The organism is Saccharopolyspora sp. SCSIO 74807, from assembly GCF_037023755.1.
GTDB classification, from domain to species: Bacteria; Actinomycetota; Actinomycetes; order Mycobacteriales; family Pseudonocardiaceae; genus Saccharopolyspora_C; species Saccharopolyspora_C galaxeae.
This window is the reverse complement of sequence record NZ_CP146100.1, coordinates 2,808,492-2,830,111: the sequence shown is the minus strand read 5'-3', so window position 1 is coordinate 2,830,111 and position 21,620 is coordinate 2,808,492. Positions and strand designations below refer to the sequence as shown.

Below are 21,620 nucleotides of genomic sequence, written 5' to 3'. Positions count from 1 at the left end.
GACCGCGCACCGAATCGGACGATGCCGCGGGCGCGCCAAGGCCCCGCGAATCGCTTCGGCGCGGATCATCGGAATGCACCCGGAAACCCCCATGGCACGGGTGATGCCGCCGATGTTAGCGGCGGCAAATCGAAGATCGTAATGTGATTCAGGACACTGCCGCAATTTTTCGACAAGAACTCCTTGCGTCCGGGCATCGGATCCGTCCGGTTGCCGTTCACCGCTTCAGAGCAATTATTCACCTGCACAGCGGAAGCCGCCGGAAAATCCACCGCGCGCACGTGAGCCGTTAGCACCAAACGACAACCGATCGGCCCCGGTGCGAATGTGAAATCGGAGCGCGAAGCGGTCGCGGAGCCGCATTTCGCTTGACACACCGGATGCCCCGCCCCAAACTCGGCAGCACACCGGACATCTCGGGATGTGCGGGACTGGGGAAGGAATCAGGGCCGCGCGGTCCACCGCGGAACGCAGCGCAGCGCCGTGTGCGATCGATCGACACTTCTGGCCCGACCGCGTGGCGAAGCGCCACCCAATTCACGCTTCCGCCGTTTTCGCACGCTCGTACACGGAGGGAACGATCCTTGGTAGACGCAGTGATCGTCGCAGACCTCAACGAACCGTCGGACATCCACGGAATGCACAGCGGCGAAGGCCTGGCCCGCTGGAAAGTGCTGGCTCGCAGGGGCAGTTTGTTCGGCTACTGGGAGGCGGTCGAGTGGTCCGCACTACCGCCGGGCGGGGTGAGCGGAGAACATATTCATTCGCGCACCGAAGAGTTGTACTTCATCGTCTCCGGCGACGGAGAGATGACGCTCAACGGACGGACGCACCAGGTCCGGCCGGGCCACCTCATCGTGAACGGCCTGGGCACCCGCCACGGCTTGCGCAACACCGGTGACGAGGAACTGGTCTGGCTGGTCATCGAAGTCTCGGGACCGCACACCGCGGCGGTGCTCGACACCCCGCGAGAAACACCCCGACACGAGCCGGAGAGGACAGCAATGAGCGACGCCGTGGTCATCGATCTGCGCCAGGCAGGCCAAGTGGACACCACCGAGCACCTGACCGGTCCGCTGCGGCTCGCGCGGCTGGTGCGCCTGCGCCCCGGAGAGCCGCTGGAGCTTTCCGCCGACGCCGAAGAGCACACCGTCTACACCATCGGCGGCCAGGGACGCGCACGCGGATCCTCGGAAACGGTCGCGCTCCGCTCCGGAGTGGGCCTGACGCTGCCGCTCGGCGGAACGGTTTCCATCGAAGCCGCGTCCCAGCGGGACCCGCTGGAACTGTTCGTCGTGAGCCTCGACGTCCCCGGCGCCGAGGGAGGCCGGCAATGATCGTCACCGACTCGCGCGGACTGGTGCTGACCGCCGACGAGCGCACCGGCGTGATCAGATCGCGCTGCCTGGCTCGGCGCGGAATGCTCTACAGCGAATGCGAAGCCGTGGACTACTTGCTGCTGGCGCCCGGCGCCGCGCAGGACGCGCGCGGGCAGTCCGGTGTCGAGCTGGCCGTGCTGGTGCTCGGCGGGAGCGGCGAGCTGTCCGATACCCGGCGGGACCGGCCCGCACCCCTGCGTCCCGGGGCGCTGGTGCTCGCGCCCGCGGGTTCGGGCACGGTGTTGCGCAACACCGGCGAGGTCGAATTGGAACTGCTGCTGATCGCGGTGTTCCCGGAGTCGGTGACCGGCCGGTTGCCGATCCGGAAACCCGTGGAACGGCCCGCGGGGGCCGGGGATGGGTAGCGGAATCCCCGGAGCGCGAAACGTCGACCACGTCGCCTTCACCGTGCCCGATCTGCGGCGGGCGGTCGACTTCTTCGTGGACGTGCTGGGTGCCGAAACGATCTACTGGGAAGGTCCGGTCCAGGACCTGGCCGGTGACTGGATGACTCGCAAGCTCAACGTGCACGAACGAGCGACGGCCCGGATCGCGATGCTGCGGCTGGGCCCCACCACGAACCTGGAACTGTTCGAGTACACGGCCCCGGACCAGCAGCGCCGGATACCGGAGAACAGCGACCACGGCGGTCACCACCTGGCCATTTACGTCGACGACGTGGACGTCGCCGCCGAATACCTGCGGAACCAGCCGGGAGTGCGGTTGCAGGGCGAACCGGAAACGATCGAAGAAGGCCCGCTCGCCGGGAACAGGTGGATGTACTTCACCGCGCCGTGGGGAATGCAGCTGGAAGTGGTCGACATGCCCGCGGGAATGCCCTACGAACAGCGCACCGCCGCACGCAAATACGGACCGGCCCCACGCTGGGACAACAGGGCCGAGCAAAACCGCGACGCGATCCCGAGCAGCGCCGACGCGAATGCGGCCGACGATCCGCACCCGTCCCGGAACACCGGCGCGAACCTGACAGAGAAGGAGCGTTAGATGACGCCGACCGCAACGGAATCGTTCGCGCCGTGGCGGGATCGATCCGAAGCATCCCGCAACCGCTGGACCGTAACGGCGACCCGGCCCGTCAGCTACGACGTCGCGCTCTGCGACGGCATTCTCGATCCCGCGAATCCGGCGCTGCTGCGGGCCGTTCCGCGCGGCGTGTCGCCAACGGCGCGACGACTCCTCGTGATTGATTCCGAGGTGCACCGGCACTACGGCCGTTCGTTCGCCGACTACTTCGAGCGACATTCGATCCCATCCGCCACCTGCGTGCTGAATTGCGACGAGACGACGAAGCACTGGGGCAACGTGCGCACCGTGCTGCAAGCGCTCGATCGGTTCGGCATCGACCGCCGGAACGAGCCGATCGTCGCGGCGGGTGGCGGTGTGCTGCTGGACGTCGTCGGTTTCGCCGGCAGCCTGTACCGCCGGGGCACGCCGGTGGTGCGGGTGCCCACGACGCTGATCGGTCTCGTCGACGCGGGCATCGGAGTGAAGACCGGCGTCAACTTCGACGAGCACAAGAACCGGATCGGGACCTATCACGCGGCCGATCGCGTCGTGCTGGATCCGGCGTTCCTGCGAACCGTCGACCGCAGGCATCTCAGCAACGGGCTGGCCGAGATCCTCAAGATGGCGCTGATCGGGGATCGCCGGCTGTTCGACCTGCTGGACTGGCACGGTGCCGGGCTCCTCGCTGCCAAGTTCCAGCGCGACGGCCGGCACCGGGAAGCCGCGACCGAAGTTCTCGAACGGTCCATCGGCGGCATGTTGGACGAATTGCAGCCGAACCTGTGGGAGAGCTCGCTGGAACGCGTCGTCGACTACGGTCATTCGTTCAGCCCGACGCTGGAGATGCGGGCGTTGCCGGAACTGCTGCACGGCGAAGCGGTGAGCATCGACATGGCCTTGAGCACGCTGCTCGCCGAAGCGCGAGGTCTGGTCACCGCTACCGAACGGAGCCGCGTGCTGCGGCTCATGCGCGCGCTGGAACTGCCGATCTCGCACCCGCTGTGCACCAGCGAGCTGCTGATCTCGGCGCTGGGCGACACCACCCGACACCGCGGCGGCAGGCAGCGGTTGCCGCTTCCCGTCGGCATCGGGGCCGCCCGGTTCGTCGACGACGTCGACGAGCGGGAACTCGAGGTGGCGGGCGAGTCGCTGGCTGAGCTGGCGAAGAACGGCTGATGCGCGGCCACGCGGCGATGCCCGGCCCCGCGACCGGTGCGGTGCGATGCGCCACCAGGGCGATCGCACCGCACCGGTACGGGCCGGTCCCATCAGTCCGGCAGCCGCACGGATTGGGCGTGCCGGAACACGTCGCGCGGATCGAACCGCTTCTTCACCTGCTGCAGCCGCTCGTAGTTCTCCTTGTAGTAGAGCCGGTACCAGGGCACTTGCGACTGGTTGTGCTCCGCGGAGTTCAAGTCCACGTCCGGGTAGTTCACGTAGCAGCCGTCCGTGAGCTCGTTCGGCACCGGCACCCCGCCGGTGTCCCGGTACAGGTCCGCGTAGAACCGGCGCAACCAGGTCAGGTGCTCGTCGTCATCCGCCGGGTCGTCCCACAGCACTTGCCAGTAGAGCTTGAAGTACGAACTCCGGTGCGCGAACGCGGTCGCGGACTCGGGCACCGCGTTGACCTGGGCGCCGAAGCCCTGCAGGTGCATGGTGGCGGTCGAGTTGTCGATGTCGGTGCTGGTGAGGCTCTGGTACATGGTCGCGACGTGCTTGTCCGGGAAGTTGCCGCGCATGTACCCGGATTTGTAATCGGCGCGCAACGTCGGATTGTTCAGGTCGACGTTGTTGGTGCCCAGGAAGCGCGTCGCCTGCAGCCACGGCAAGCGCTGCGCTTCGTAGCACCCGGGCATCGCGTTGTACTCCCCCATCGACGCGGTCATCGGTTGGAGCGGTGCACCGACCCCGTCCGTGATCGCGTCGAGGTATTCCGCTAGCAGGTCGTCCGCCCCCGGAAGATCGGCTTCCACCTGGGTGATCAAGCCGATCTGCCCGTTCGACCGGTGGTTGAGCACGGCCAGCCCGAACAGACCTGCGGCCCGGCTGCCCGGCCGGGAGTTGCGCACGTGCCAGTCGGCGTAGTTGTTCACGAGCCGGGTGAAGCCTGCTTCGGTGATCTCGTCCCAGGACAGCGCGGCTGCGCTGAGCAGCACGTGCCGCGGTGGGCGCGGCAGGATCTCGCCGGGTTCGCGGCCGGTCGCGCCGGGACTGCGGAACCAATAGCGGGTGATCACGCCGAAATTGCCGCCGCCACCGCCGGTGTGCGCCCACCACAGGTCCCGGTTGGGGTCGTCTTCCTCCCTCGTGGCCACTACCCGGCGGACCTCACCGCCTTCGCCGACCACGACGACCTCGACCGCGTAGAGGTGGTCGACGATCAAACCGTGCCGCCGGGCCAGCGCGCCCCATCCACCGCCGGAAACGTGTCCCCCGACACCGACCGAGTAGCAGAGGCCGCCGGGGAGGGTGACACCCCACCGCTCGTAGAGCTTCTCGTACACGTTGAGCAGGTTCGAACCCGCTTCGACGGCGACGGCGTTCATGGCCGGGTCGTAGTACACGGCGTCGAGGTGCTTCATGTTGATCACGACATCGACGTCGCTGTTGTAGACGAAGTCCTCGAAGCAGTGCCCGGCACCGTTCACCGTCATCCGCTTGCCGTCGCGGACGGCTTCCTGCACCACCGGTGCGACCTGCTCCACGGACTCGACCAGGACAACGGATTCCGGAGTCCCCGACCACCGCTGGTTGTACCCGCTGGTCAGGTCCGGGTATTGCCGCGCTTCTTTTGAAATTGTTGCCATTGCAGGAATACCTCTTCAGTCCAGTGCAGCGACCCCCAGGGCGCTGCGCGCGAGAATTGCCGACGAGCTCGCCCGTGAACCGCGGTGCTCAGGCCGCGCAGGCCCGGAACGCGATCAGGCCCCCAGAGCCTTGGGCCCGTACTCGGCCGGTGGTGCGGTTTCGGGCGCACCCCGGCTCGATGGAACTCGCCCCAGTAGTGATGACCCAGTGATGCCCAGTGCTAGTGATGCCCCCGTGCCGCTGACCCAGCAGCAGCGCTGACTTCTCCCACGAACCCCCGGTTCTCCGCACCGTTGCACGGTCGGCGGAGCCCGCTGCGCACCGGCCGTCGGATCAGGCCGCCCAGCCCCCGTCCACGGGGATCGAGGCACCGGTGATGTGGCGCCCACCGGCACCGGACAGGTGCACGACGGTGTTCGCGATGTCTTCCACCACGCCGTAGTGCCCCAGCGCGGTGATGGCGCGCTGCCCGTCGGCCCCTTCGGAATCCGCCGGGTTCATGTCCGTGTCCGTAGGCCCCGGGTGCACCACGTTGACCGTGATCCCGCGGGGGCCGAGTTCCCGGGCTAGCGCCTTGGCGAAACCGGTGAGCCCGGACTTGCTCAAGGTGTACAGGCTCACGCCGGGGAACGGCACCCGTTCCACGAACGAGGTTCCGATGTGGATGATCCGGCCGCCGCCGGACATGTGCCGCACCGCGGCCTGCGTCGTCAGGAAGGCGGTCCGCACGTGCACCGCGATGGCCTGGTCGAACTGCTCCAGCGTGACGTCCTCGATCAACCCGTAGGGGAAGATGCCGGCGCAGTTGACCAGGATGTCGAGTCCGCCGAGGCGGTCGGCGGCCTCGTCGACCGCGACGCGGGCGGAGTCCGCGTCCATCCCGTCCAGCGGCAGGGCCGCCCCGCGCACCCCCGAAGCCTCGATGTCGCGCACGACGGAATGCGCTTTGTCCTTCGAACCCGAGTACGTGATCGCCACGTCCGCGCCGTTCGACGCGAGACCGCTCGCCGCTCCGGCCCCGATGCCCCTGCTCCCGCCGACCACGAGTGCCTTCTTGCCCGCGAGCTCCGCCATCGTTCCCCCATCGATTGTTCTGTATCGGTCGATACAGAAGTAGTCTGACGTCACCACTGGTGGCCGTCAAGCAGAATTTGCGGCAGGAAGCCGCGACACCGGCCGGGGAGGGCACGAGATGACCGAACGCGGACGACCGCGGGCCTTCGACCGGGAGGTCGCGCTGCACAAGGCGATGGAGGTCTTCTGGGCCAGCGGGTACGAGGGGACTTCCATCGGCGACCTCACCGCCGCGATGGGGATCAACGCACCGAGCCTGTACGCGACGTTCGGCAGCAAGGAGGGACTGTTCCGGTCCGCGACCGAGCGGTACAACACCGTCGAGGGCCGCGCCGCGAACGACGCCCTGCACCGGGCTGCGACCGCGCGGCTGGCGGTGGAGTCCATGCTGCGCAGCTACGCGCGGTCCTACACCGACCCGGCGACTCCGCGGGGCTGCATGATCGTGCTGGCTGCGAACGTCGGCACCGCCCGCAACGCCGGTGTTCGCGAGCACCTCGCCGGGCTGCGCCGCGAAGTGCTCGCGACGCTGCGGCAACGCCTGGAACGCGGCATCGCCGAAGGCGACGTTCGGGCGGACACCGACACCGCATCGGTCGCGACCTTCTACGCGACGGTGCTGCAAGGGCTGTCCATTCAGGCGAAGGACGGCGCGTCCCTGGCGGACCTGGAAGGCGTGATCGATCACGCCATGAGCGCCTGGCCGGCGGCGCCTTCCTGACCCGCCGGGAACGGCGCAGTGCTGCGAGTGCCGGGCAGGCGGCGTAGCAGCCGCTTGCCTGCGGCCACACCCATCCATGCGTCACCGCCGACTCGCGCCGGTGTGTGCCCCGCAGCCTTGACGTGGCCGCGCGGTAACGTCGGAGAGTGCCTGGTTCTGTTCCGCAGTGGTCCGATCCGGACGTGTTCGCGCCCGACGACTCCGACGATCTTCCGCCGGAGATCGCCGCTGATCTCGCGAAGCAGGGCAGGCCGCAGCAGGCTCAGCACCGGAACGAGCCGAGCACCGCGAAACCACCGGAGCAGGTACCTGAGCTGGCCGAGCTGCTGGAGATCGCGGTCCGCTCGGTCGGCGGCACCGAGCGCGAGGGCCAGGCGCGGATGGCCGACGCCGTGGAGCACTCCATCGGATCCGGTGAGCACTTGGCCGTGCAGGCCGGAACCGGCACCGGCAAATCCCTCGCCTACCTGGTTCCCGCGATCCGGCACGCCGTCACCGCGGCCACCACGGTGGTGATCTCCACCGCGACGATCGCGCTGCAGCGCCAGCTGGTGGACCGCGACCTGCCGCGGCTGGCGACCGCGCTGGCCGAGGCGCTGGGGCGGCCGCCGACGTTCGCGATCCTCAAAGGCCGCCGCAACTACCTGTGCCTGAACCGGATCCACGGCAACGCCCCGGAAGAACCCGACGAAGGCGCGCTGTTCGACCCGTTCGCCGCCTCCGCACTGGAACGGCAGGTCAAGCGGCTGCGGGAGTGGGCGACCGAGACCGAATCCGGCGACCGGGACGAACTCGTGCCGGGCGTGACCGATCAGGCGTGGCGGCAGGTTTCGGTGACCGCGAAGGAATGCCTCGGGGTGCAGCGCTGCCCCGTCGGCACCGACTGCTTCGCCGAACGCGCCCGCGGTGAAGCGGGCCGGGCCGACGTGGTCGTGACCAACCACGCGCTGCTGGCGATCGACGCGCTCGACGACCGGCCGGTGCTGCCCGAGCACGACGTGGTCATGGTCGACGAGGCGCACGACCTGGTCGACCGGGTGACCTCGGCCGCCACCGGAGAACTCACCGGAGGCCAGGCGAAACTCGCCGCGCGGCGCTGCGGGCGCGCGATCGACCAGAGCATCGCCGACCGGCTCGACGAGGCGGCCGAAGGACTCGAAACCGTGCTGGAGGACGCGCCTGCGGAGCGGCTGGAGGCGATGCCGGAAGCGCTCGGCGGGGCGCTCACGGCGTTGCGCGACGCGGGCGCGGCGTGCATGACCGCGCTCGGGCCGGAGCGCAAGGAGGACGTCGAAGGCAGCACGGCCCGCAGGCTCGCGCTGGCGTTGACCGAGGAGCTGCACGACACCGCGGTTCGGTTGCTGGACGCCTTCGACGAACCGGAGGGCCAGCGCCGCGACGTGGTTTGGATCAGCGCCGAGCCGAACCGGCCGCGAGCGGTGAAGGTGGCCCCGCTCGGCGTCGGCGGGCTGCTGCGGGAGCGGCTGTTCGGGCAGCGCACGACGGTGCTGACCTCGGCGACGCTGGCGCTCGGCGGGTCCTTCGACACGCTGGCCCGGCAGTGGGGCCTGCCGCCGGAGCGCCAGGCGGCCGCGGCCGAGGACATGGCCAGCCGCAAGGAAGCACCCTCCGACAGCTCCAGCACCGCCTGGACCGGGCTGGACGTCGGCTCACCGTTCGAGCACCGGCGCAGCGGCATCCTCTACATCGCGCGGCACCTGCCGCCGCCGGGCAAAGCCGGGCTGCCGGACGAGTACCTGGACGAGCTCACCGAGCTGGTGCAGGCCGCGGGTGGCCGCACGCTCGGGCTGTTCTCCTCGATGCGCGCGGCCAAGCAGGCGTCCGAACAGCTGCGGGAGCGGCTGTCGACGCCGGTGCTGTGCCAGGGCGAGGACAACACCGCGCAGCTGGTGGCGAAGTTCTCCGAATCACCGGAAACCTCGCTGTTCGGCACGTTGTCGCTGTGGCAGGGCGTGGACGTGCCCGGTGACTCGCTGCAACTCGTGGTGATGGACCGCATCCCGTTCCCGCGGCCGGACGACCCGCTCGCCTCGGCGCGGCAGAAGGCGGTGTCCGCGCACGGCGGCAACGGGTTCATCACCGTCGCCGGGACGCACGCGGCGCTGCTGCTGGCCCAAGGCGCCGGGCGGCTGCTGCGGTCCGTGCACGACCGCGGCGTCATCGCGGTCCTCGACCCGCGGCTGGCGACCGCCCGCTACGGCAGCTTCCTGCGCGCCTCGCTGCCGCCGTTCTGGGCCACCTACGACCCGCAGGTGGTCCGCGGCGCACTGGGCAGGCTGAACGCGGCGGCCTCCGGCTGACGGTGCAGGAGCGGTCGCTCTCGACGTATGCGCTCCAGTCCGACGTGGAATGACGTTGACCATGCCTGCAAAACCTTCGCTGTCCGGCAAGCGCGCAGGCCGCCGAGTCGGGGTGCCGCGGTTCAAGAAAACACCCTAAGACGAACACGGTGCGTTTGTGGTCGGTCACGTTCCGTATGGTGTGGTCATGGTCGTGCGGGTGTTCTACGTCGATGACTCCGGGGCGCAGCAGTCGGGGATGAACGTGTTCGGCTGGGTGGAACTAGAGCTGCGGACGTGGAGTCAGGTGCTGCGGGGCTGGCTGGACTGGCGGCAGGAGTTGTACCGCTCGATCGGATTGGCCACGGACTTTGAGTTGCATGCGACAGATTTCGTGGGAGGTCGTTCGCGTCCGACGGGTACGGACTGGGACGCGGTGAAGGCGAACCGGTCGAGTGTGATGCGGGAGGCGTTGTCGACCGTGGCGCGGCTGGAGGGGTTGGAGGCTGGCGCGGTGTTTCTGCGGACGCCATCGGGAGTCAAACATAAGGCGGCGAAGGCGGACGCTTATGCGCGGCTGGTGCGGTATCTGGATGCGCGGTTGACCGCGGCCGGCGAGCTGGGCTTGATCATGATGGACGGGGACGGCAATGATCACTCGTACCGGACTGCGCATCGGGAATTGAAGCTGGCTACGCGCTCGGTGATCGAAGATCCGCTGTTTCATCACTCGCACCACAGCCAGTGGGTGCAAATGGCTGATCTGGTGGCGTACACGGCTTACATGCGGGTGGCGCGTGTTGAGCGCAAAGCTCATACGTGGGGTTGGTACGAGCTGCTGTCTCCCTGCGCCCGCACCGGGCCGGAGCCGCTGGATCTTGGGGGCCCCGAAGGCTGACCAACCTGAACGCTGGCGGGCCCTGAAAAGTAAGCTGGACCCGCTACCCCAAGCACATGGGACGGGTCCGCACCGACGACTATACACGGTAACCGTGGTCGGCACTAGGCGCCCTGCTGTGACGTCCGCATCCGCTGGTCAGGACTGGCAGAGTGTCCGTCACCGTCGATCTCGACGCCGGGTTTCGGTGGTCGCCTTCGATCGGAGACCGCGCACCGCACCGCGCTGGGAGGTTGCGGTTCAGGCCGGGCCGGTCGCGGCGCGGATCTCGGTGATGACCTGGTCGAGTTTGTTGAGGACGAACAGTTCGGTGGAGCCGTCCGCGCAGTCGATCCGCAGTCGGGTGCGCAGGCCGCCGTTGTACGCGGCGCGCAGGTTCAGGGTGCGCGGCTGCTTGCCGACCTCGGTGATCGCCGCCAGCGGGATGCTCCGGTATTCGCCACCGGTGTTGGCGTCGAAGGCGTGCGGGCAGAACAGCACTCGCCGGTTCGTCAGGTACAGCCTGCCGCCGGCGGCGCGGGAATTGCTCTGCGTCCGGTTCGCCCAGCGGCGCCAGGTGACGATCTCGCCGTCATCGGTGGGAGCGACGTTGCCGGGTAGTTGCGCGGTCACGACTTCCCCTTTCGGGACTCGGGTAGGGCCGGGCGCGATCTTCGCGGCAGCCGGGGAATGCGGGCAAGCCCGGCACCGCCCGGTTGTGGAGTGTCCACAATGGGACGGAACACTTTCTGTTCCGCAGGCCGAGCCGGGTAGGTTGACGCCGGACCGCGATCGGTGAGGAGTCGTCGTGCCTGGACAACGCACTGCCCCGGCCACCGAGCTGGCCCGGACCGTGGTGTTCGCGGCGTTCATCGCCGTGCTCGGCCTGTTCCCCGGGTTCTACCTCGGCGGCGCCGCGGTGCCGGTGGTGCTGCAGAACATGGGGCCGCTGCTGGCGGGCAGCATCCTCGGTGCCCGCCGCGGAGGCGCATCGGTGCTGCTGTTCCTGGGACTCGTGGTGATCGGGTTGCCGCTGCTGTCGGGTGGCCGCGGCGGCATCGCGCCGTTCGCCGGGCCGAGCGGCGGGTTCCTGCTGGGCTGGCTGCTGTCGGCGTTCGTGGTGGGGCTGATCGTGCAGCGGGCGACGCCGCGTCCGGGGCTCGCGGTGCTGCTGCTGGCGAACCTGGCCGGGGTGGCGGTGGACTACCTGGTCGGCATTCCGTACTGGGCCGCGTTCACCGGTGATCTCGGTGCGGCCGCGGTGCAATCGCTGGTGTTCGTGCCGGGTGACGCGGTGAAGCTGGTGCTGGTTTCGCTGGTCGCGGTGGCGGTGCACCGGGCGTTGCCCGCTTCGCTGAGCGGTCCTCCGGCTGCGCAGGGCGGTTCCCGGACGGCGCGGGAATGACCCTGCCGATCCTCGGGCGCCGACTCACCGCCGGCGTGTCGTGCGGTGCGGACGTTCTCGACGGCGCCGAGATCATGCGGCGCGCGCAGGGCGCGGCGGGCGAACTCGCCGGAGTCGATCGGGTGGCCGTCGACGACCCCGACCCGCTGCACCGGCTGTGCTGGCTGCTGGGCGCGGACCTCGCCGGAGCAGCGACGCTGATCGTCGACCCGGATTGGCCGCGGCCGCAGGACGTGCTGGACGAGGCGAAACCGGGCCGGGTGGTCCGCGGCCTGCCGATTCCGGGCGAGCCGCCGGAAACGCCGCGCGGCGACGAGCTGACCTGGTTCTACCTGCCCACCACTTCCGGCAGCAGCGGCACGCCGAAAGTGCTGGCGCGATCCCGGAAGTCCTGGCTGCGCAGCTTCACCGCGCTCGACGCACCGTTGCGCGACGACGATTCCGTGCTGATCCCGGGGCCGTTGAGTTCCTCGCTGTACCTGTTCGGCACGCTGCACGCGCTGCACCAGGACCGCGATGTCCGCCTGCTGCGGCGCTGGTCCGCGCGCACCGCCGCGCAGGAGTGCCTGCACGCGACGGTCGTGCACGTTGTCCCCGCGATGCTCGCCGAGCTGCTTTCGGTGTGGGAGCGGCATCCCGAGCTGCGTGCCTCCTGTGCGCTGCGGCTGATCGTCTGCGGCGGGGCCGACCTGGCGCCCGAGCTGGAGACGCGGCTGCACGCGCTGCTGCCGGGCTGCGAACTGCTGGAGTACTACGGCTCCGCGGAGACCTCGCTGATCGCGCTGCGCCGCGGCGAGCATCGGCTGCGGCCGGTGGTGGACGTGGAAATCCTTGATGCGCAAGGAAATCCGGCCAGTGAAGGCGAATTGCGGGTGCGCTCGGAGCTGGCCTTCGACGGCTACCTGCGGCAAGGCGTGCTGGAAGCCCCGGAATCGGACCGGATCAGCGTCGGCGACCGCGCCGTCCGGCACGACGACGGCGGGCTGAGCGTGCTCGGTCGCTGCAGCGCCACGATCAGCACCGGCGGGACGCTGGTGGCCGCCGAAGAGGTCGAGTCCGCGCTGCGCGGCCGGGGCGTCCGCGAGGTGCTGGTGGCCGGGACGCCGCACCCCCGCCTCGGCGCGCTCGTCACGGCGGTCGTCGAGGTCGATCCGGCCGCGCCCGCGACGCGGGAGGAGCTGCGCGCCCGGGTTCGCGAGCTGGAGCCCGTCAAGCGCCCGCGGCGCTGGCTGACCGTGCCCGAGCTGCCGCGCACCGGCTCCGGGAAACCCGCGCGCGGCGTGCTGGACGAGTGGCTGCGCAACGGCGCGCCGCAAGCCGAGGTCTTGCGCCCGAGCACCCCTTCGCAGGAACGACCGTGACCGACCGGACACCCGTGATCATCGCCGCGCGCCGCAGCCCGATCGGAGAAGTCGGTGGCGTGCTGCGCAATGTGGCGACCGATCAGCTCGCCGCTCCGGTGCTGCGCGCCGCGCTCACCGATTCCGGGCTGGACACCGTGGACGACGTGCTGCTCGGCAACGCGCTCGGGCCGGGCGGGAATCCGGCGCGGGTCGCCGCGCTGCGCGCCGGGTTCGGGTTCGAGGTGCCCGGCATGACGGTGGATCGGCAGTGCGCCAGCGGGCTCAGCGCGATCCTCACCGCTGCGGCGCTGCTGCGCGCCGGGGTCGGCGATCGGTTCCTGGCCGGTGGCGTGGAGAGCCCGTCGACCGCGCCGTGGCGGGCGTGGCGACCGCGCACCGCCGGTGAGCCACCGCGGTTCTACTCGCGCGCCCCGTTCGCCCCGGCCGACATCGGCGACCCGGACATGGGCCCGGCCGCCGACCTGGTCGCCGCCGAGGCGGGCGTTTCCCGCCGGCGCCAGGACGATTTCGCGGCGCGCAGCCACGCCCGCGCGATCGCGGCGCAGGATTCCGGCCGTTTCGACGCCGAACTCGTCGAGGTCGGCGCCGCGCGCGACGAACGCCCGCGGCGCAACTTCACCGCGCAGCGGCTGAGCCGGTTCCGCCCCGCGTTCACCCCGGACGGCACGGCCACCGCCGCGAACTCGTGCGGCGTCAGCGACGGGGCGGCCGCAGTGCTGCTCACCACCGAGGACGAGCGCCGCGGACTCGGCGTGCCCGGCCTGCGGCTGGCCGCCGAACGGACCGCGGGCGTGGACCCGAACCGGCTCGGGCTCGGCGCGGTACCCGCCTTGCAGGCCGTGCTGCAGGACCGGCCGGAGCTGGTGGAGTTCACCGAAGCCTTCGCCGGGCAGGTGCTGGCGTGCGCGGACGCGGCCGGGCTGGACGAGCGCACGATCAGCCCGGACGGCGGCGCCGTCGCGCTCGGGCACCCCTGGGGAGCGTCCGGCGCGGTCCTGGTGGTGCGATTGTTCAGCCGCATGGTGCGCGAGAACGGGCCGCGCACCGGAGTGGCGGCCCTGTCCTCCGGCGGCGGGCTGGGCGTGGCGACCGCGTGGGAGCGAGTGGATTGATCGAGTTCGAGGACGTCGCGCACTCCTACGGCGAGCACTCCGTGCTCACCGGCGTCGACCTGCGGCTGCGCGAGCCGCGGGTGGCGTTCGTCGGTGCGAACGGCTCCGGCAAGTCCACCCTGGCGCGGATGGTCAACGGGCTGGTCACGCCCACGCGGGGCCGCGTGCTGGTGGACGGGCAGGACCCGGCGAAGAACGGGCGCGCGGTGCGCAAGCGCGTCGGATTCGTGTTCACCGACCCGGACAGCCAGATCGTGATGCCGACCGCCGGTGAGGACGTCGCGTTCTCGTTGCGGCGCCGCGGAATTCCGAAAGCGGAGCGGGAGCGGCGCGCGGCCGAAGTACTCGCGCAGCACGGCCTCGGCGGGTACGAGCAGCACCCGGCGCACCAGCTCTCCGGCGGGCAGAAGCAGCTGCTGGCGCTGTGCTCGATGCTGGTGCTGGAACCGGACGTGCTGGTCTGCGACGAGCCGACGACGCTGCTCGACCTGCGCAACAAGCGGCACTTCATGGAGTTGCTGCGGGAATTGCCGCAGCAGGTGCTGCTGGTCACGCACGACCTGCACCTGCTGGAGGACTTCGAGCGGGTGGTGGTGCTCGACCGGGGACAGGTGGCCGCCGACGACTCGCCGGACGCGGCGTTGGCGCGGTATCGGGAGCTGGCCGGATGAACCCGCTCGGGCTGTACGAGCCGGGAACGACCCCGCTGCACCGGGTTCCGGCGGGCGTGAAGTTCCTGGCGCTGCTGGCGCTCGCGATGCTGATCTTCGTGTTCGCCGCGCCGACTCCGCTCGGAGTGCTCGCGGGCGCGGTGCTGCTCGGCTACCTCGTCGCCCGGGTTTCGCCGGGACGCTGCTGGCGGCTGGCTCGGTTCCTGCTCCCGCTGCTGGCGGTGATCTTCGCGTTGCAGTGGTGGCTGCTGGGGCTGGATCAGGCGATCGTGGTGGCGCTACGGCTGTTCGCGGCGCTGGCGGCGGCGAACCTGTTCACCCTGACCACCCGGGTCGACGACATGGTGGGCGCCGTCGAGCGCGGGTTGCGCCCGCTGCGGCGGTTCGGCGTCCGGCCGGAGCGGGCCGGACTGCTGGTGGGGCTGACGATGCAGGCCATCGCGGTGCTCTCGACCATCGCGGCGGAGACCCGCGAAGCCCAGCGCGCTCGCGACGCGGACCGTTCGGTCTCCGCCTTCGCCATCCCGTTCCTGGTGCGCACCCTGCGCCACGCCGACGAACTCGGGGAAGCGCTCGCGGCGCGGGGCGTCGGCGACGACTGATCGGGTCGGCTCAGCCGTGCAGGAGGTCGCTCGGGCCGGACGGGTCGTCGTCGCGCACCGGCTCGCAGGACAGCGACTCCGGGAAGCCCGCGTGGGCGAGCCGGGTGAGTTCGTGCTTGCACGCGGCGCTGGTGGGTTCCTCGCTCACCAGCTCCGTGTCGAACGCGCCGCCCAGCACCGCCACGGACGCTCCCACTGCGCACAGCGCCACGGCCGGAACGACGTTACGCAACCTCACGAGCATTCCTCTTCTTGTACGCCTTCGAGCTTCCACCGGGATGCTACGCGGAGTCGCGGGGCGCGGTCCGTGCCGCTGAGCGCGGTCCGGCGCCGCCAGGACTTTCGCCTCTGTCGGCGGGGCGGCGGCGACCGCAGGCTGGGGGTTGCCGGGAAACCGGCGGATCCGCCCGAGAGCGATCTGGCCTTGACGACTCAAGAGCCGCCGAAGACCTTGCAACCGCAAAGGTTGCCCGAGCTCTCGGGCGGGTTCTCGCGGGCGCGAATCCCACCGCTGCCCGGTTGCGCGAGCAACCGGATCAGGCCGGGAAAGTCGCTTCGCCGTTCTGACCATTCGCTTCGCGCACGCGCCGGAATCGACCGCGGCCGCTGAATCCCTCGCGACCGGACGGTTCCCCGCGTTTTCGGGGTTTCGACGCCCGGAGCGACGCAGCCCCAGCTTCCGCCGCGGCTCCTGTGCGCCGCACCGCCCGAACCGGGGCCCGAAGTGAGCGGAACCGGCCGTTTCCGGAATACTCCCCTTCTGCACCGACGAAAACCGATCCCCCGCCGCACGGCGGGGGATCGGTTTCGAGTACCGGGCTCAGCCACGCACGAGGACCTGCGGGCCGTTGTCATCATCGGTGGTCGGTTCGCACATCAGCGGACCCGGGTCACCCTGGTCGGCGAGCCGCTGGAGCTCGGCCGAACACTGCTGGGCCGTGTCGAAGTGCCCCACCACTTCTTCGGCGACGGCGGTGCCCGCACCGAGCACGGACATTCCCGCCGCGCACAAGGCCAGGGTGGCAACGGTCTTGCGGATACGCATGAGTGGTTCCTTCCGCTCGAAATCTGATTACGTTGGGAAGACTATTCGCGGCCGGGCAGACGAGCGGGCACTGTCGGCATGACACGGGGAAACCCCTCAATTCATTTCCCACGGGATTTCCCCGAAGGAGTGCCACGCACCCGACGAATCCGCCTGGATGCAGGTACCGCATCCGGCGGAAATGCGCGGAGAACCCGCCCGGCACGCGGCCATCCGGGAACGAGGCCGCCCCGGGCGGGCAGTAACGCCGAATTCGCTCCTCGGCGGGTTCACCGGGAATGACGGATGTGCGCGGCGGCCACGTCGCCGGACGAGTCCGCCGCTTCAGCCCTCCGGTCGTTCTCGCAGCGGCGCTTCGGGCTCGACCTCCACCATCGTCAGGTGCGAACCCCGCGGGGTGCCGACGATCGCGGTGATCGCGGCCGCCACGTCGGACGGGCGCAGGAAGTAGGGGTGCCGCGCGAGTCCCCAGTGCACCCAGTCCTCCAGCACCGCGGTTGCGACCTCGTCCTTCCAGGTGGTGCCCATCGCGGTCTTCGTCGGCCCGGGACGCACCAGCGACGTGCGCACGCCGGTGCCTTCCAGCTCCATCCGCATCGTCTGCACCATCGCCTCCAGCCCGGCCTTCGCGGGCACGTAGCCGCCCATCCGCGGGCGGTGGGTGCGCGCCACGTCGGAGCTGATGAACACGAAATCGCCGCGCTGCCGCCGCACCATCGACGGCACGATCGCCGCCGCCAACCGCTGCGGGCCGCCGAGGTGCACTTCGACCTGGCTGGCGAAGGTCTCCGGGTCCTGCTCGTGGATCAGCGCGGCGTCGATGTCGCCCGCGCCGGAGACGACCGTCTCCACCGGACCCAGCGAGTCCTCGACGGCGGCGACGAAGTTCTGCACCGACTCGGTGTCGGCGACGTCGAGCGGTTCGGCGATCGCCTCTCCCCCGCCCGCGCGGATCGTCGCGGCGATCTCCTCGCACAGCTGCACCCGCCTGGCGCCGAGCGCGACGGGGTGCCCGGCGGTCGCCAGCGCCTGCGCGGTGGCCGTGCCGATGCCGGAGGACGCCCCGGCCACGATGGCCGGGCGCCGCTGCGGATGGGGATCGAATCTCGGCATGTCACGCCTTCTTCCGTTCCGGTGGTGCGGTTCCGGAGCGAACGGCATGTTCGCCCGATCTGTTCGGACGAACGGTCCGTTCACTGCTCGCGGCTTCCCAGGTGAACGGACTGTTGGTCCCGCTAGATTGGACGAACGGTCCGTTCGCTCACTGCTCCCGCGGGGGCGCGGGTGGTGCGGAGAGCCCCAGTCCTGGCCCGAGGCCGGTGAGCGCGTGCCGGGCGAGCGGGACGTCGACGCCCAGCTCCCGCGCCAGCTCGATCGCGAACCGCAGGTCCTTCTCCCCCAGCGCGCGGACGTGCTCGAAGATCCCCGCCCACGGGTCGCCGTCGGCCAGCGGCGCGGCCGTGTCGCGGTGCATGATCGCGCCTGGTCCACCGGTGATCCCGTCGGTGTGCCGCACGACCCGGCCGAGTTCGACCAGGTCCAGCCCGGCCGCTTCGGCGAGCCGCTGCGCTTCCGCGGCCGCGGTGAACGATGCGAAGTGCAGCAGGTTCCTGGCGAGTTTCATCCTGGTTCCCGCGCCGATCGGGCCCGCGTGCACGACCTGCCCGCCCATCCGGCCGAACGGTTCGGCGCAGGTGGCGAAGGCGGTTTCGGGGCCGCCGACCATGATCGCCAAGCTGCCGTCCGCAGCTCCCATCGGACCGCCGCTGACCGGCGCGTCCACCAGCGCGACGCCGTGCTCGGCGGCCTGTTCGGCCAGCTCCGCAGGGGTACCGGGGGCGATCGTGGAGTGCACCGCGACGACGAGTCCGTCGCGGGCCGCGGGCAGCACCTCGGCGAGGACCGAACGCACCTGGTCGTCGTCGCGGACCATGACGCACAGCAGATCCACCTGCGCCGCCAGTTCCGCCACGTCCCGCGCGACCTTCGCTCCCGCCGCGCGCAATTGCGCCACCGGCTCGGAGGCGATGTCGAAGACCAGCAGGCCACCGGGGCGGTCCACGAGCCTGGTGGCCATCGCCTTGCCGATGTTGCCGAGACCGGCGAACCCGACCGCGCTCATCGGATCACCTGACCGCCGTCGACGTTGAAGATCTGCCCGGTCACCCACGACGCCTCCTCGGACAGCAGGAACAGGCAGGCGCCGACCATGTCCGCCGGTTGCCCGATCCGCTTGATCGCCAGCCCGCGCACCAGGTCCGCGGCCGCTTCCCCGACCTGGTTGCGGGTGGCTGCGGTATCGGTCGGTCCCGGCGCGATGGCGTTGACGCGGATGTTCATGCCGCCGAGTTCGTGCGCGAGCTGCTGCGTCAGCCCGTTCACGCCCGCCTTCGCCAGCCCGTAGAAACCGGAGTAGAGCCAGGCCGCGGTGGAGCTCTGGTTCACGATCGCGCCGCCGCCGCGCCGCTGCATGTGCGGGTGCACCGCGCGGGTCACCACCAGCGCGCCGTCCATGTTCACGCTCATGAACTTGCGGTAGTAGTCCCAGTCCACGGTCAGCAGCAGGTCGAACTCCATGTCGCCGTAGATCGCGGCGTTGTTGACCAGCAGGTCGATGCCGCCGAGCTCCTCGGTCGCGCGCGCCGCCAGTTCGGCGGCCGAATCCGGGGAGGAGACGTCGGTGCGCACGAACATCGCTCTCCCGCCGTCGCTCTCGATGGACTTGGCGCAGGTTCGCCCGGCGTCGGCGTTGAGGTCGGCGATCACCACCGATGCGCCGTGGGCCGCGAGCGCTTGCGCGTAGGCCGCTCCGATGCCCTGCGCCGCGCCGGTGACGATGGCGACCTTGCCGTCGAACCGCTTTCCCATGCCCGCTCCCGTCATCCCGGTCGGCGAACCGCCGGCGGCCTCGCCGCCGAATTCCCCGGCGGTCCCTCTGACTCCGCCATCGAATTCCCGGGCGGTCACGCCGGCTCCGCCAAGTAACCCGCCGGCGGTCACGCCGGTTCCGCCAAGTAACCCGCCGGCGGTCACGCCGGTTCCGCCAGCAGCTTGGTCTCCAAGTACTCCTCGAACCCGGCCACACCCATCTCGCGTCCGATGCCGGATTGCTTGTACCCGCCGAACGGCGCGTCCGGGCTGAACCAGAGCCCGCCGTTGACGGCCAGCGTCCCGGTGCGAACCCGGGCGGCGACGTTGCGCGCGCGCTCGATCGAGCCGCTGTCGACCGACCCGGACAGCCCGTACGGCGAGTCGTTGGCGATCCGCACCGCGTCGTCGTCGCCGTCGTGCGCCAGCACGACCAGCACCGGCCCGAAGATCTCCTCGCGGGCCACGCGGTTTTCGTTGTGCAGCCCGGAAATGACGGTCGGTTCGATCCAGAACCCCGCGTCCTTGCCCGCCGGAATCCCGCCGCCGGTGGCGAACGTGCCGCCTTCCTCGGTGGCGAGCCGCAGGTAGTCCAAGACCCTGTCGCGCTGGGCCTGCGAGATCACCGGCCCGCAGATCGTGCCCGCATCGCGCGGATCGCCCGCGCCGATCTTGCGCATCGTGCGTGCGGCGATCTCCACCGCCTCGTCGTAGCGGTCCCGCGGAACGACGAGCCGGGTCGTCAGCGCGCATCCTTGCCCGGCGTGCACGCAGACCCCGAAGGCGGTCGCGCCGACCGCGGCGCCGAGGTCGGCGTCGTCGAGCACGATCGCGGCGGATTTTCCGCCCAGTTCCAGGAAAACCTTCGCCAGCGTGGTGGATGCGGCGGCCATGATCGCGCGCCCGGTGGCCGTGGATCCGGTGAACGAAACGAGATCCACCCTCGGATCGGTGGTCAGCAGCGCCGCGACCGCGTCGTCGTGCGGTGTCACGACGTTGAACACGCCGGGCGGGATGTCGGTCCGCTCGGCCACCAGCCGTCCGAGTTCGGCACCCACCCACGGCGTGTCCGGCGCCGGTTTCAGCACGACTGTGTTGCCCGCGGCCAGCGCCGGGCCGACCTTGGCCAGGTTGACCTGGTTCGGGAAGTTCCACGGCGTGATCGCCGCGACCACGCCCACCGGCTCGCGGTGGATGGTGCGCCGGGTGGCGATCCCCATCGGCTCGGCGACTCCCAGGTCGGTGTGCCACGGGTAGCCCTCGGCCATGTCGACCGTCCACTTGAGACTTTCCACCGGCACGTCGTACTGCGGCCCCGCGGTCAGGAACGCGGGCGCACCCGCTTCTTCCGTCGTCAGCGCGCGCATCGCCGCGCCGTGCTCGACCAATGCCGAGTGCAGCTGGCGCAAGCAACGGATGCGGAATTCCGGGGAGGTGGCCCACTCGCCGAAGTCGAATGCGCGGCGCGCGGCGCCGATCGCGTCGTCGACGTCGTCGGCCGTGGCGCTGGGCGCCCTCCCGATCTCGACGCCTTCGGCAGGGTTCAGCACGGGATGGCTCCGCCCGCCGGAACCGGCAGTGAGCCTGCCGTCGATGAGTTGCCGCGGCTGCGGCGAGCCGAGGTCCGACACTGCGCCGAGGCTCACCGCGCCCCCTCCTCGACCACCGGCGGCCACACCGTGGACGGCAGGTCCGCGGGCCGGTAGTGCCCGGGCTGCGACTTGCTGTCGGTCTTCATCCGCTCCAGCAGCCCCGGCGTCGCCTTCCCGGATTCGGCCAGGCTGAGGAAGGTCCGCGCGGCGGCGCCCAGGTCGAACCAGTCGCGCTGCCACTCGAACCGGCCGTTGCCCGCGGAGTCCTGGCCGTAGCCGAACCAGCTGCCGCCGATGCCCGGCACCTCGTACTCGCGGCCGTGGTCGTCGGTGATCCCGGCGCGCTGCTTCCAGAAACCGATCACCATGCCGTTCGACTCGTCCATGACGGTGGCCACGTAGTCGTAGTGCCACCCGTCGAGCCCGGCCATCTCGGTGCCGAGCGCGTACTGCCGGATCTCCTCGCGCCCCACCGCCATGAAGTGCTCGTCCGGCGAGTACATCCAGCCGTAGGTGGCGTCTTCGGCGTAGTGGTCGGCCAGCGGTTTCCAGTCGCGGCGGCGTTCGGCCTCGCGGTTGGCGTCCAGCCAGCGCTGCCAGAACCGTTCCATCTCGGTGCGGGTGAAGCCGCCCATCGGACCCCTCCAGCCTGTGCTCGCGCCGGCGTGAGCATCGAGTGAACGGACCGTTCGCCCGATCCATTGGGACGAGCGGTCCGTTCGCTCACGGGCGGACAGTTGATTGGACAGGTGTCCATTATGCGTGCGGGCCCGGCC

General features: G+C 70.4%; 22 protein-coding genes. 12 read left to right on the top strand and 10 right to left on the bottom strand.

What is annotated here, in order from left to right:
* Window positions 1-485 precede the first annotated feature (485 nt).
* From V1457_RS13010 to V1457_RS12995, 4 genes are read left to right on the top strand one after another with little or no spacing between them, the layout of a single operon-like run.
* Window positions 486-1,337 carry a cupin domain-containing protein gene (locus tag V1457_RS13010; protein WP_338603927.1) on the top strand — a complete coding sequence of 284 codons (852 nt, stop codon included), beginning with the start codon at window positions 486-488 and terminating at the stop codon, window positions 1,335-1,337.
* Window positions 1,334-1,744, top strand: a complete 411-nt coding sequence (locus V1457_RS13005; protein ID WP_295144841.1) for a cupin domain-containing protein — start codon at window positions 1,334-1,336, stop codon at window positions 1,742-1,744. Before V1457_RS13010 ends, V1457_RS13005 begins: the two co-directional genes overlap by 4 nt.
* Window positions 1,737-2,384 (top strand): VOC family protein, encoded by a 648-nt coding sequence (locus V1457_RS13000; protein ID WP_338603924.1) that lies wholly within the window; start codon window positions 1,737-1,739, stop codon window positions 2,382-2,384. Before V1457_RS13005 ends, V1457_RS13000 begins: the two co-directional genes overlap by 8 nt.
* Window positions 2,385-3,581, top strand: coding sequence for a sedoheptulose 7-phosphate cyclase (locus V1457_RS12995; protein WP_338603921.1), 1,197 nt, complete (start codon window positions 2,385-2,387; stop codon window positions 3,579-3,581). It abuts the gene before it with no gap.
* 92 nt (window positions 3,582-3,673) lie between these two features.
* Here the strand turns inward: V1457_RS12995 and V1457_RS12990 are convergent, their stop codons facing one another.
* Both V1457_RS12990 and V1457_RS12985 read right to left on the bottom strand, forming a co-directional pair.
* Complete coding sequence (locus tag V1457_RS12990) at window positions 3,674-5,212, bottom strand: FAD-binding protein (protein ID WP_338603918.1); 1,539 nt, start codon at window positions 5,210-5,212, stop codon at window positions 3,674-3,676.
* 334 nt (window positions 5,213-5,546) lie between these two features.
* Complete coding sequence (locus V1457_RS12985; RefSeq protein ID WP_200072717.1) at window positions 5,547-6,287, bottom strand: SDR family NAD(P)-dependent oxidoreductase; 741 nt, start codon at window positions 6,285-6,287, stop codon at window positions 5,547-5,549.
* Window positions 6,288-6,405: 118 nt separating this feature from the next.
* On the opposite strand from V1457_RS12985, the gene V1457_RS12980 reads away from it, so the two are divergent.
* The 3 genes from V1457_RS12980 (at window position 6,406) to V1457_RS12970 (ending at window position 10,206) form a co-directional block, all read left to right on the top strand.
* Entirely contained in the window at window positions 6,406-7,008 is a 603-nt protein-coding gene (locus V1457_RS12980; protein ID WP_200072716.1) for a TetR/AcrR family transcriptional regulator, read from the top strand.
* Between the two features lie 146 nt (window positions 7,009-7,154).
* A complete protein-coding gene (locus V1457_RS12975) occupies window positions 7,155-9,329 on the top strand; it encodes an ATP-dependent DNA helicase (protein WP_407074765.1) in 2,175 nt (724 codons plus the stop codon).
* 187 nt (window positions 9,330-9,516) lie between these two features.
* Complete coding sequence (locus V1457_RS12970; RefSeq protein ID WP_295139383.1) at window positions 9,517-10,206, top strand: DUF3800 domain-containing protein; 690 nt, start codon at window positions 9,517-9,519, stop codon at window positions 10,204-10,206.
* A 240-nt stretch (window positions 10,207-10,446) separates the two neighbouring features.
* Here the strand turns inward: V1457_RS12970 and V1457_RS12965 are convergent, their stop codons facing one another.
* Window positions 10,447-10,818: a GRAM domain-containing protein gene (locus tag V1457_RS12965; protein WP_295139385.1), complete on the bottom strand. Its 372-nt coding sequence runs from the start codon at window positions 10,816-10,818 to the stop codon at window positions 10,447-10,449.
* A 175-nt stretch (window positions 10,819-10,993) separates the two neighbouring features.
* Between V1457_RS12965 and V1457_RS12960 the strand changes: the two genes are divergently transcribed.
* The 5 genes from V1457_RS12960 to V1457_RS12940 are packed head-to-tail and all read left to right on the top strand — an operon-like array spanning window position 10,994 to window position 15,339.
* Window positions 10,994-11,590: a biotin transporter BioY gene (locus tag V1457_RS12960; RefSeq protein WP_338603909.1), complete on the top strand. Its 597-nt coding sequence runs from the start codon at window positions 10,994-10,996 to the stop codon at window positions 11,588-11,590.
* Window positions 11,587-12,951, top strand: a complete 1,365-nt coding sequence (locus tag V1457_RS12955) for a fatty acid--CoA ligase family protein (RefSeq protein WP_338603906.1) — start codon at window positions 11,587-11,589, stop codon at window positions 12,949-12,951. Before V1457_RS12960 ends, V1457_RS12955 begins: the two co-directional genes overlap by 4 nt.
* Window positions 12,948-14,066, top strand: coding sequence for a thiolase family protein (locus tag V1457_RS12950; protein WP_338603903.1), 1,119 nt, complete (start codon window positions 12,948-12,950; stop codon window positions 14,064-14,066). The genes V1457_RS12955 and V1457_RS12950 overlap by 4 nt, the downstream gene beginning before the upstream one ends.
* Window positions 14,063-14,737: an ABC transporter ATP-binding protein gene (locus V1457_RS12945; RefSeq protein WP_338603900.1), complete on the top strand. Its 675-nt coding sequence runs from the start codon at window positions 14,063-14,065 to the stop codon at window positions 14,735-14,737. The genes V1457_RS12950 and V1457_RS12945 overlap by 4 nt, the downstream gene beginning before the upstream one ends.
* Window positions 14,734-15,339 (top strand): energy-coupling factor transporter transmembrane protein EcfT, encoded by a 606-nt coding sequence (locus V1457_RS12940; RefSeq protein ID WP_338603897.1) that lies wholly within the window; start codon window positions 14,734-14,736, stop codon window positions 15,337-15,339. The genes V1457_RS12945 and V1457_RS12940 overlap by 4 nt, the downstream gene beginning before the upstream one ends.
* Window positions 15,340-15,349: 10 nt before the next feature.
* Here V1457_RS12940 and V1457_RS12935 read toward each other — a convergent pair whose 3' ends face one another.
* From V1457_RS12935 to V1457_RS12905, 7 genes are all read right to left on the bottom strand, one after another.
* On the bottom strand, window positions 15,350-15,577 hold the full coding sequence (locus tag V1457_RS12935) for a hypothetical protein (RefSeq protein WP_200072709.1): 228 nt from the start codon (window positions 15,575-15,577) through the stop codon (window positions 15,350-15,352).
* Window positions 15,578-16,159: 582 nt separating this feature from the next.
* Complete coding sequence (locus V1457_RS12930) at window positions 16,160-16,384, bottom strand: hypothetical protein (RefSeq protein ID WP_338603893.1); 225 nt, start codon at window positions 16,382-16,384, stop codon at window positions 16,160-16,162.
* A 324-nt stretch (window positions 16,385-16,708) separates the two neighbouring features.
* Window positions 16,709-17,497 carry an SDR family oxidoreductase gene (locus tag V1457_RS12925; protein ID WP_200072707.1) on the bottom strand — a complete coding sequence of 263 codons (789 nt, stop codon included), beginning with the start codon at window positions 17,495-17,497 and terminating at the stop codon, window positions 16,709-16,711.
* A 148-nt stretch (window positions 17,498-17,645) separates the two neighbouring features.
* On the bottom strand, window positions 17,646-18,506 hold the full coding sequence (locus V1457_RS12920) for an NAD(P)-dependent oxidoreductase (RefSeq protein ID WP_338603887.1): 861 nt from the start codon (window positions 18,504-18,506) through the stop codon (window positions 17,646-17,648).
* Window positions 18,503-19,351: an SDR family oxidoreductase gene (locus tag V1457_RS12915; RefSeq protein ID WP_338603884.1), complete on the bottom strand. Its 849-nt coding sequence runs from the start codon at window positions 19,349-19,351 to the stop codon at window positions 18,503-18,505. The genes V1457_RS12920 and V1457_RS12915 overlap by 4 nt, the downstream gene beginning before the upstream one ends.
* A gap of 62 nt (window positions 19,352-19,413) precedes the next feature.
* Complete coding sequence (locus V1457_RS12910) at window positions 19,414-20,898, bottom strand: aldehyde dehydrogenase (protein WP_338603881.1); 1,485 nt, start codon at window positions 20,896-20,898, stop codon at window positions 19,414-19,416.
* Window positions 20,895-21,479 (bottom strand): nuclear transport factor 2 family protein, encoded by a 585-nt coding sequence (locus tag V1457_RS12905; protein WP_338603878.1) that lies wholly within the window; start codon window positions 21,477-21,479, stop codon window positions 20,895-20,897. The genes V1457_RS12910 and V1457_RS12905 overlap by 4 nt, the downstream gene beginning before the upstream one ends.
* Window positions 21,480-21,620 lie beyond the last annotated feature (141 nt).

Coding starts and splice junctions, on each gene's coding strand:
- V1457_RS12995 (WP_338603921.1), top strand. CDS start 2,385: ATGACGCCGACCGCAACGGAATCGTTCGCGCCGTGGCGGGATCGATCC.
- V1457_RS12955 (WP_338603906.1), top strand. CDS start 11,587: ATGACCCTGCCGATCCTCGGGCGCCGACTCACCGCCGGCGTGTCGTGC.
- V1457_RS12990 (WP_338603918.1), bottom strand. CDS start 5,212: ATGGCAACAATTTCAAAAGAAGCGCGGCAATACCCGGACCTGACCAGC.
- V1457_RS12920 (WP_338603887.1), bottom strand. CDS start 18,506: ATGAGCGCGGTCGGGTTCGCCGGTCTCGGCAACATCGGCAAGGCGATG.
- V1457_RS12925 (WP_200072707.1), bottom strand. CDS start 17,497: ATGCCGAGATTCGATCCCCATCCGCAGCGGCGCCCGGCCATCGTGGCC.
- V1457_RS12970 (WP_295139383.1), top strand. CDS start 9,517: ATGGTCGTGCGGGTGTTCTACGTCGATGACTCCGGGGCGCAGCAGTCG.
- V1457_RS13005 (WP_295144841.1), top strand. CDS start 1,334: ATGATCGTCACCGACTCGCGCGGACTGGTGCTGACCGCCGACGAGCGC.
- V1457_RS12930 (WP_338603893.1), bottom strand. CDS start 16,384: ATGCGTATCCGCAAGACCGTTGCCACCCTGGCCTTGTGCGCGGCGGGA.
- V1457_RS13000 (WP_338603924.1), top strand. CDS start 1,737: ATGGGTAGCGGAATCCCCGGAGCGCGAAACGTCGACCACGTCGCCTTC.
- V1457_RS12980 (WP_200072716.1), top strand. CDS start 6,406: ATGACCGAACGCGGACGACCGCGGGCCTTCGACCGGGAGGTCGCGCTG.
- V1457_RS12905 (WP_338603878.1), bottom strand. CDS start 21,479: ATGGGCGGCTTCACCCGCACCGAGATGGAACGGTTCTGGCAGCGCTGG.
- V1457_RS12985 (WP_200072717.1), bottom strand. CDS start 6,287: ATGGCGGAGCTCGCGGGCAAGAAGGCACTCGTGGTCGGCGGGAGCAGG.
- V1457_RS12940 (WP_338603897.1), top strand. CDS start 14,734: ATGAACCCGCTCGGGCTGTACGAGCCGGGAACGACCCCGCTGCACCGG.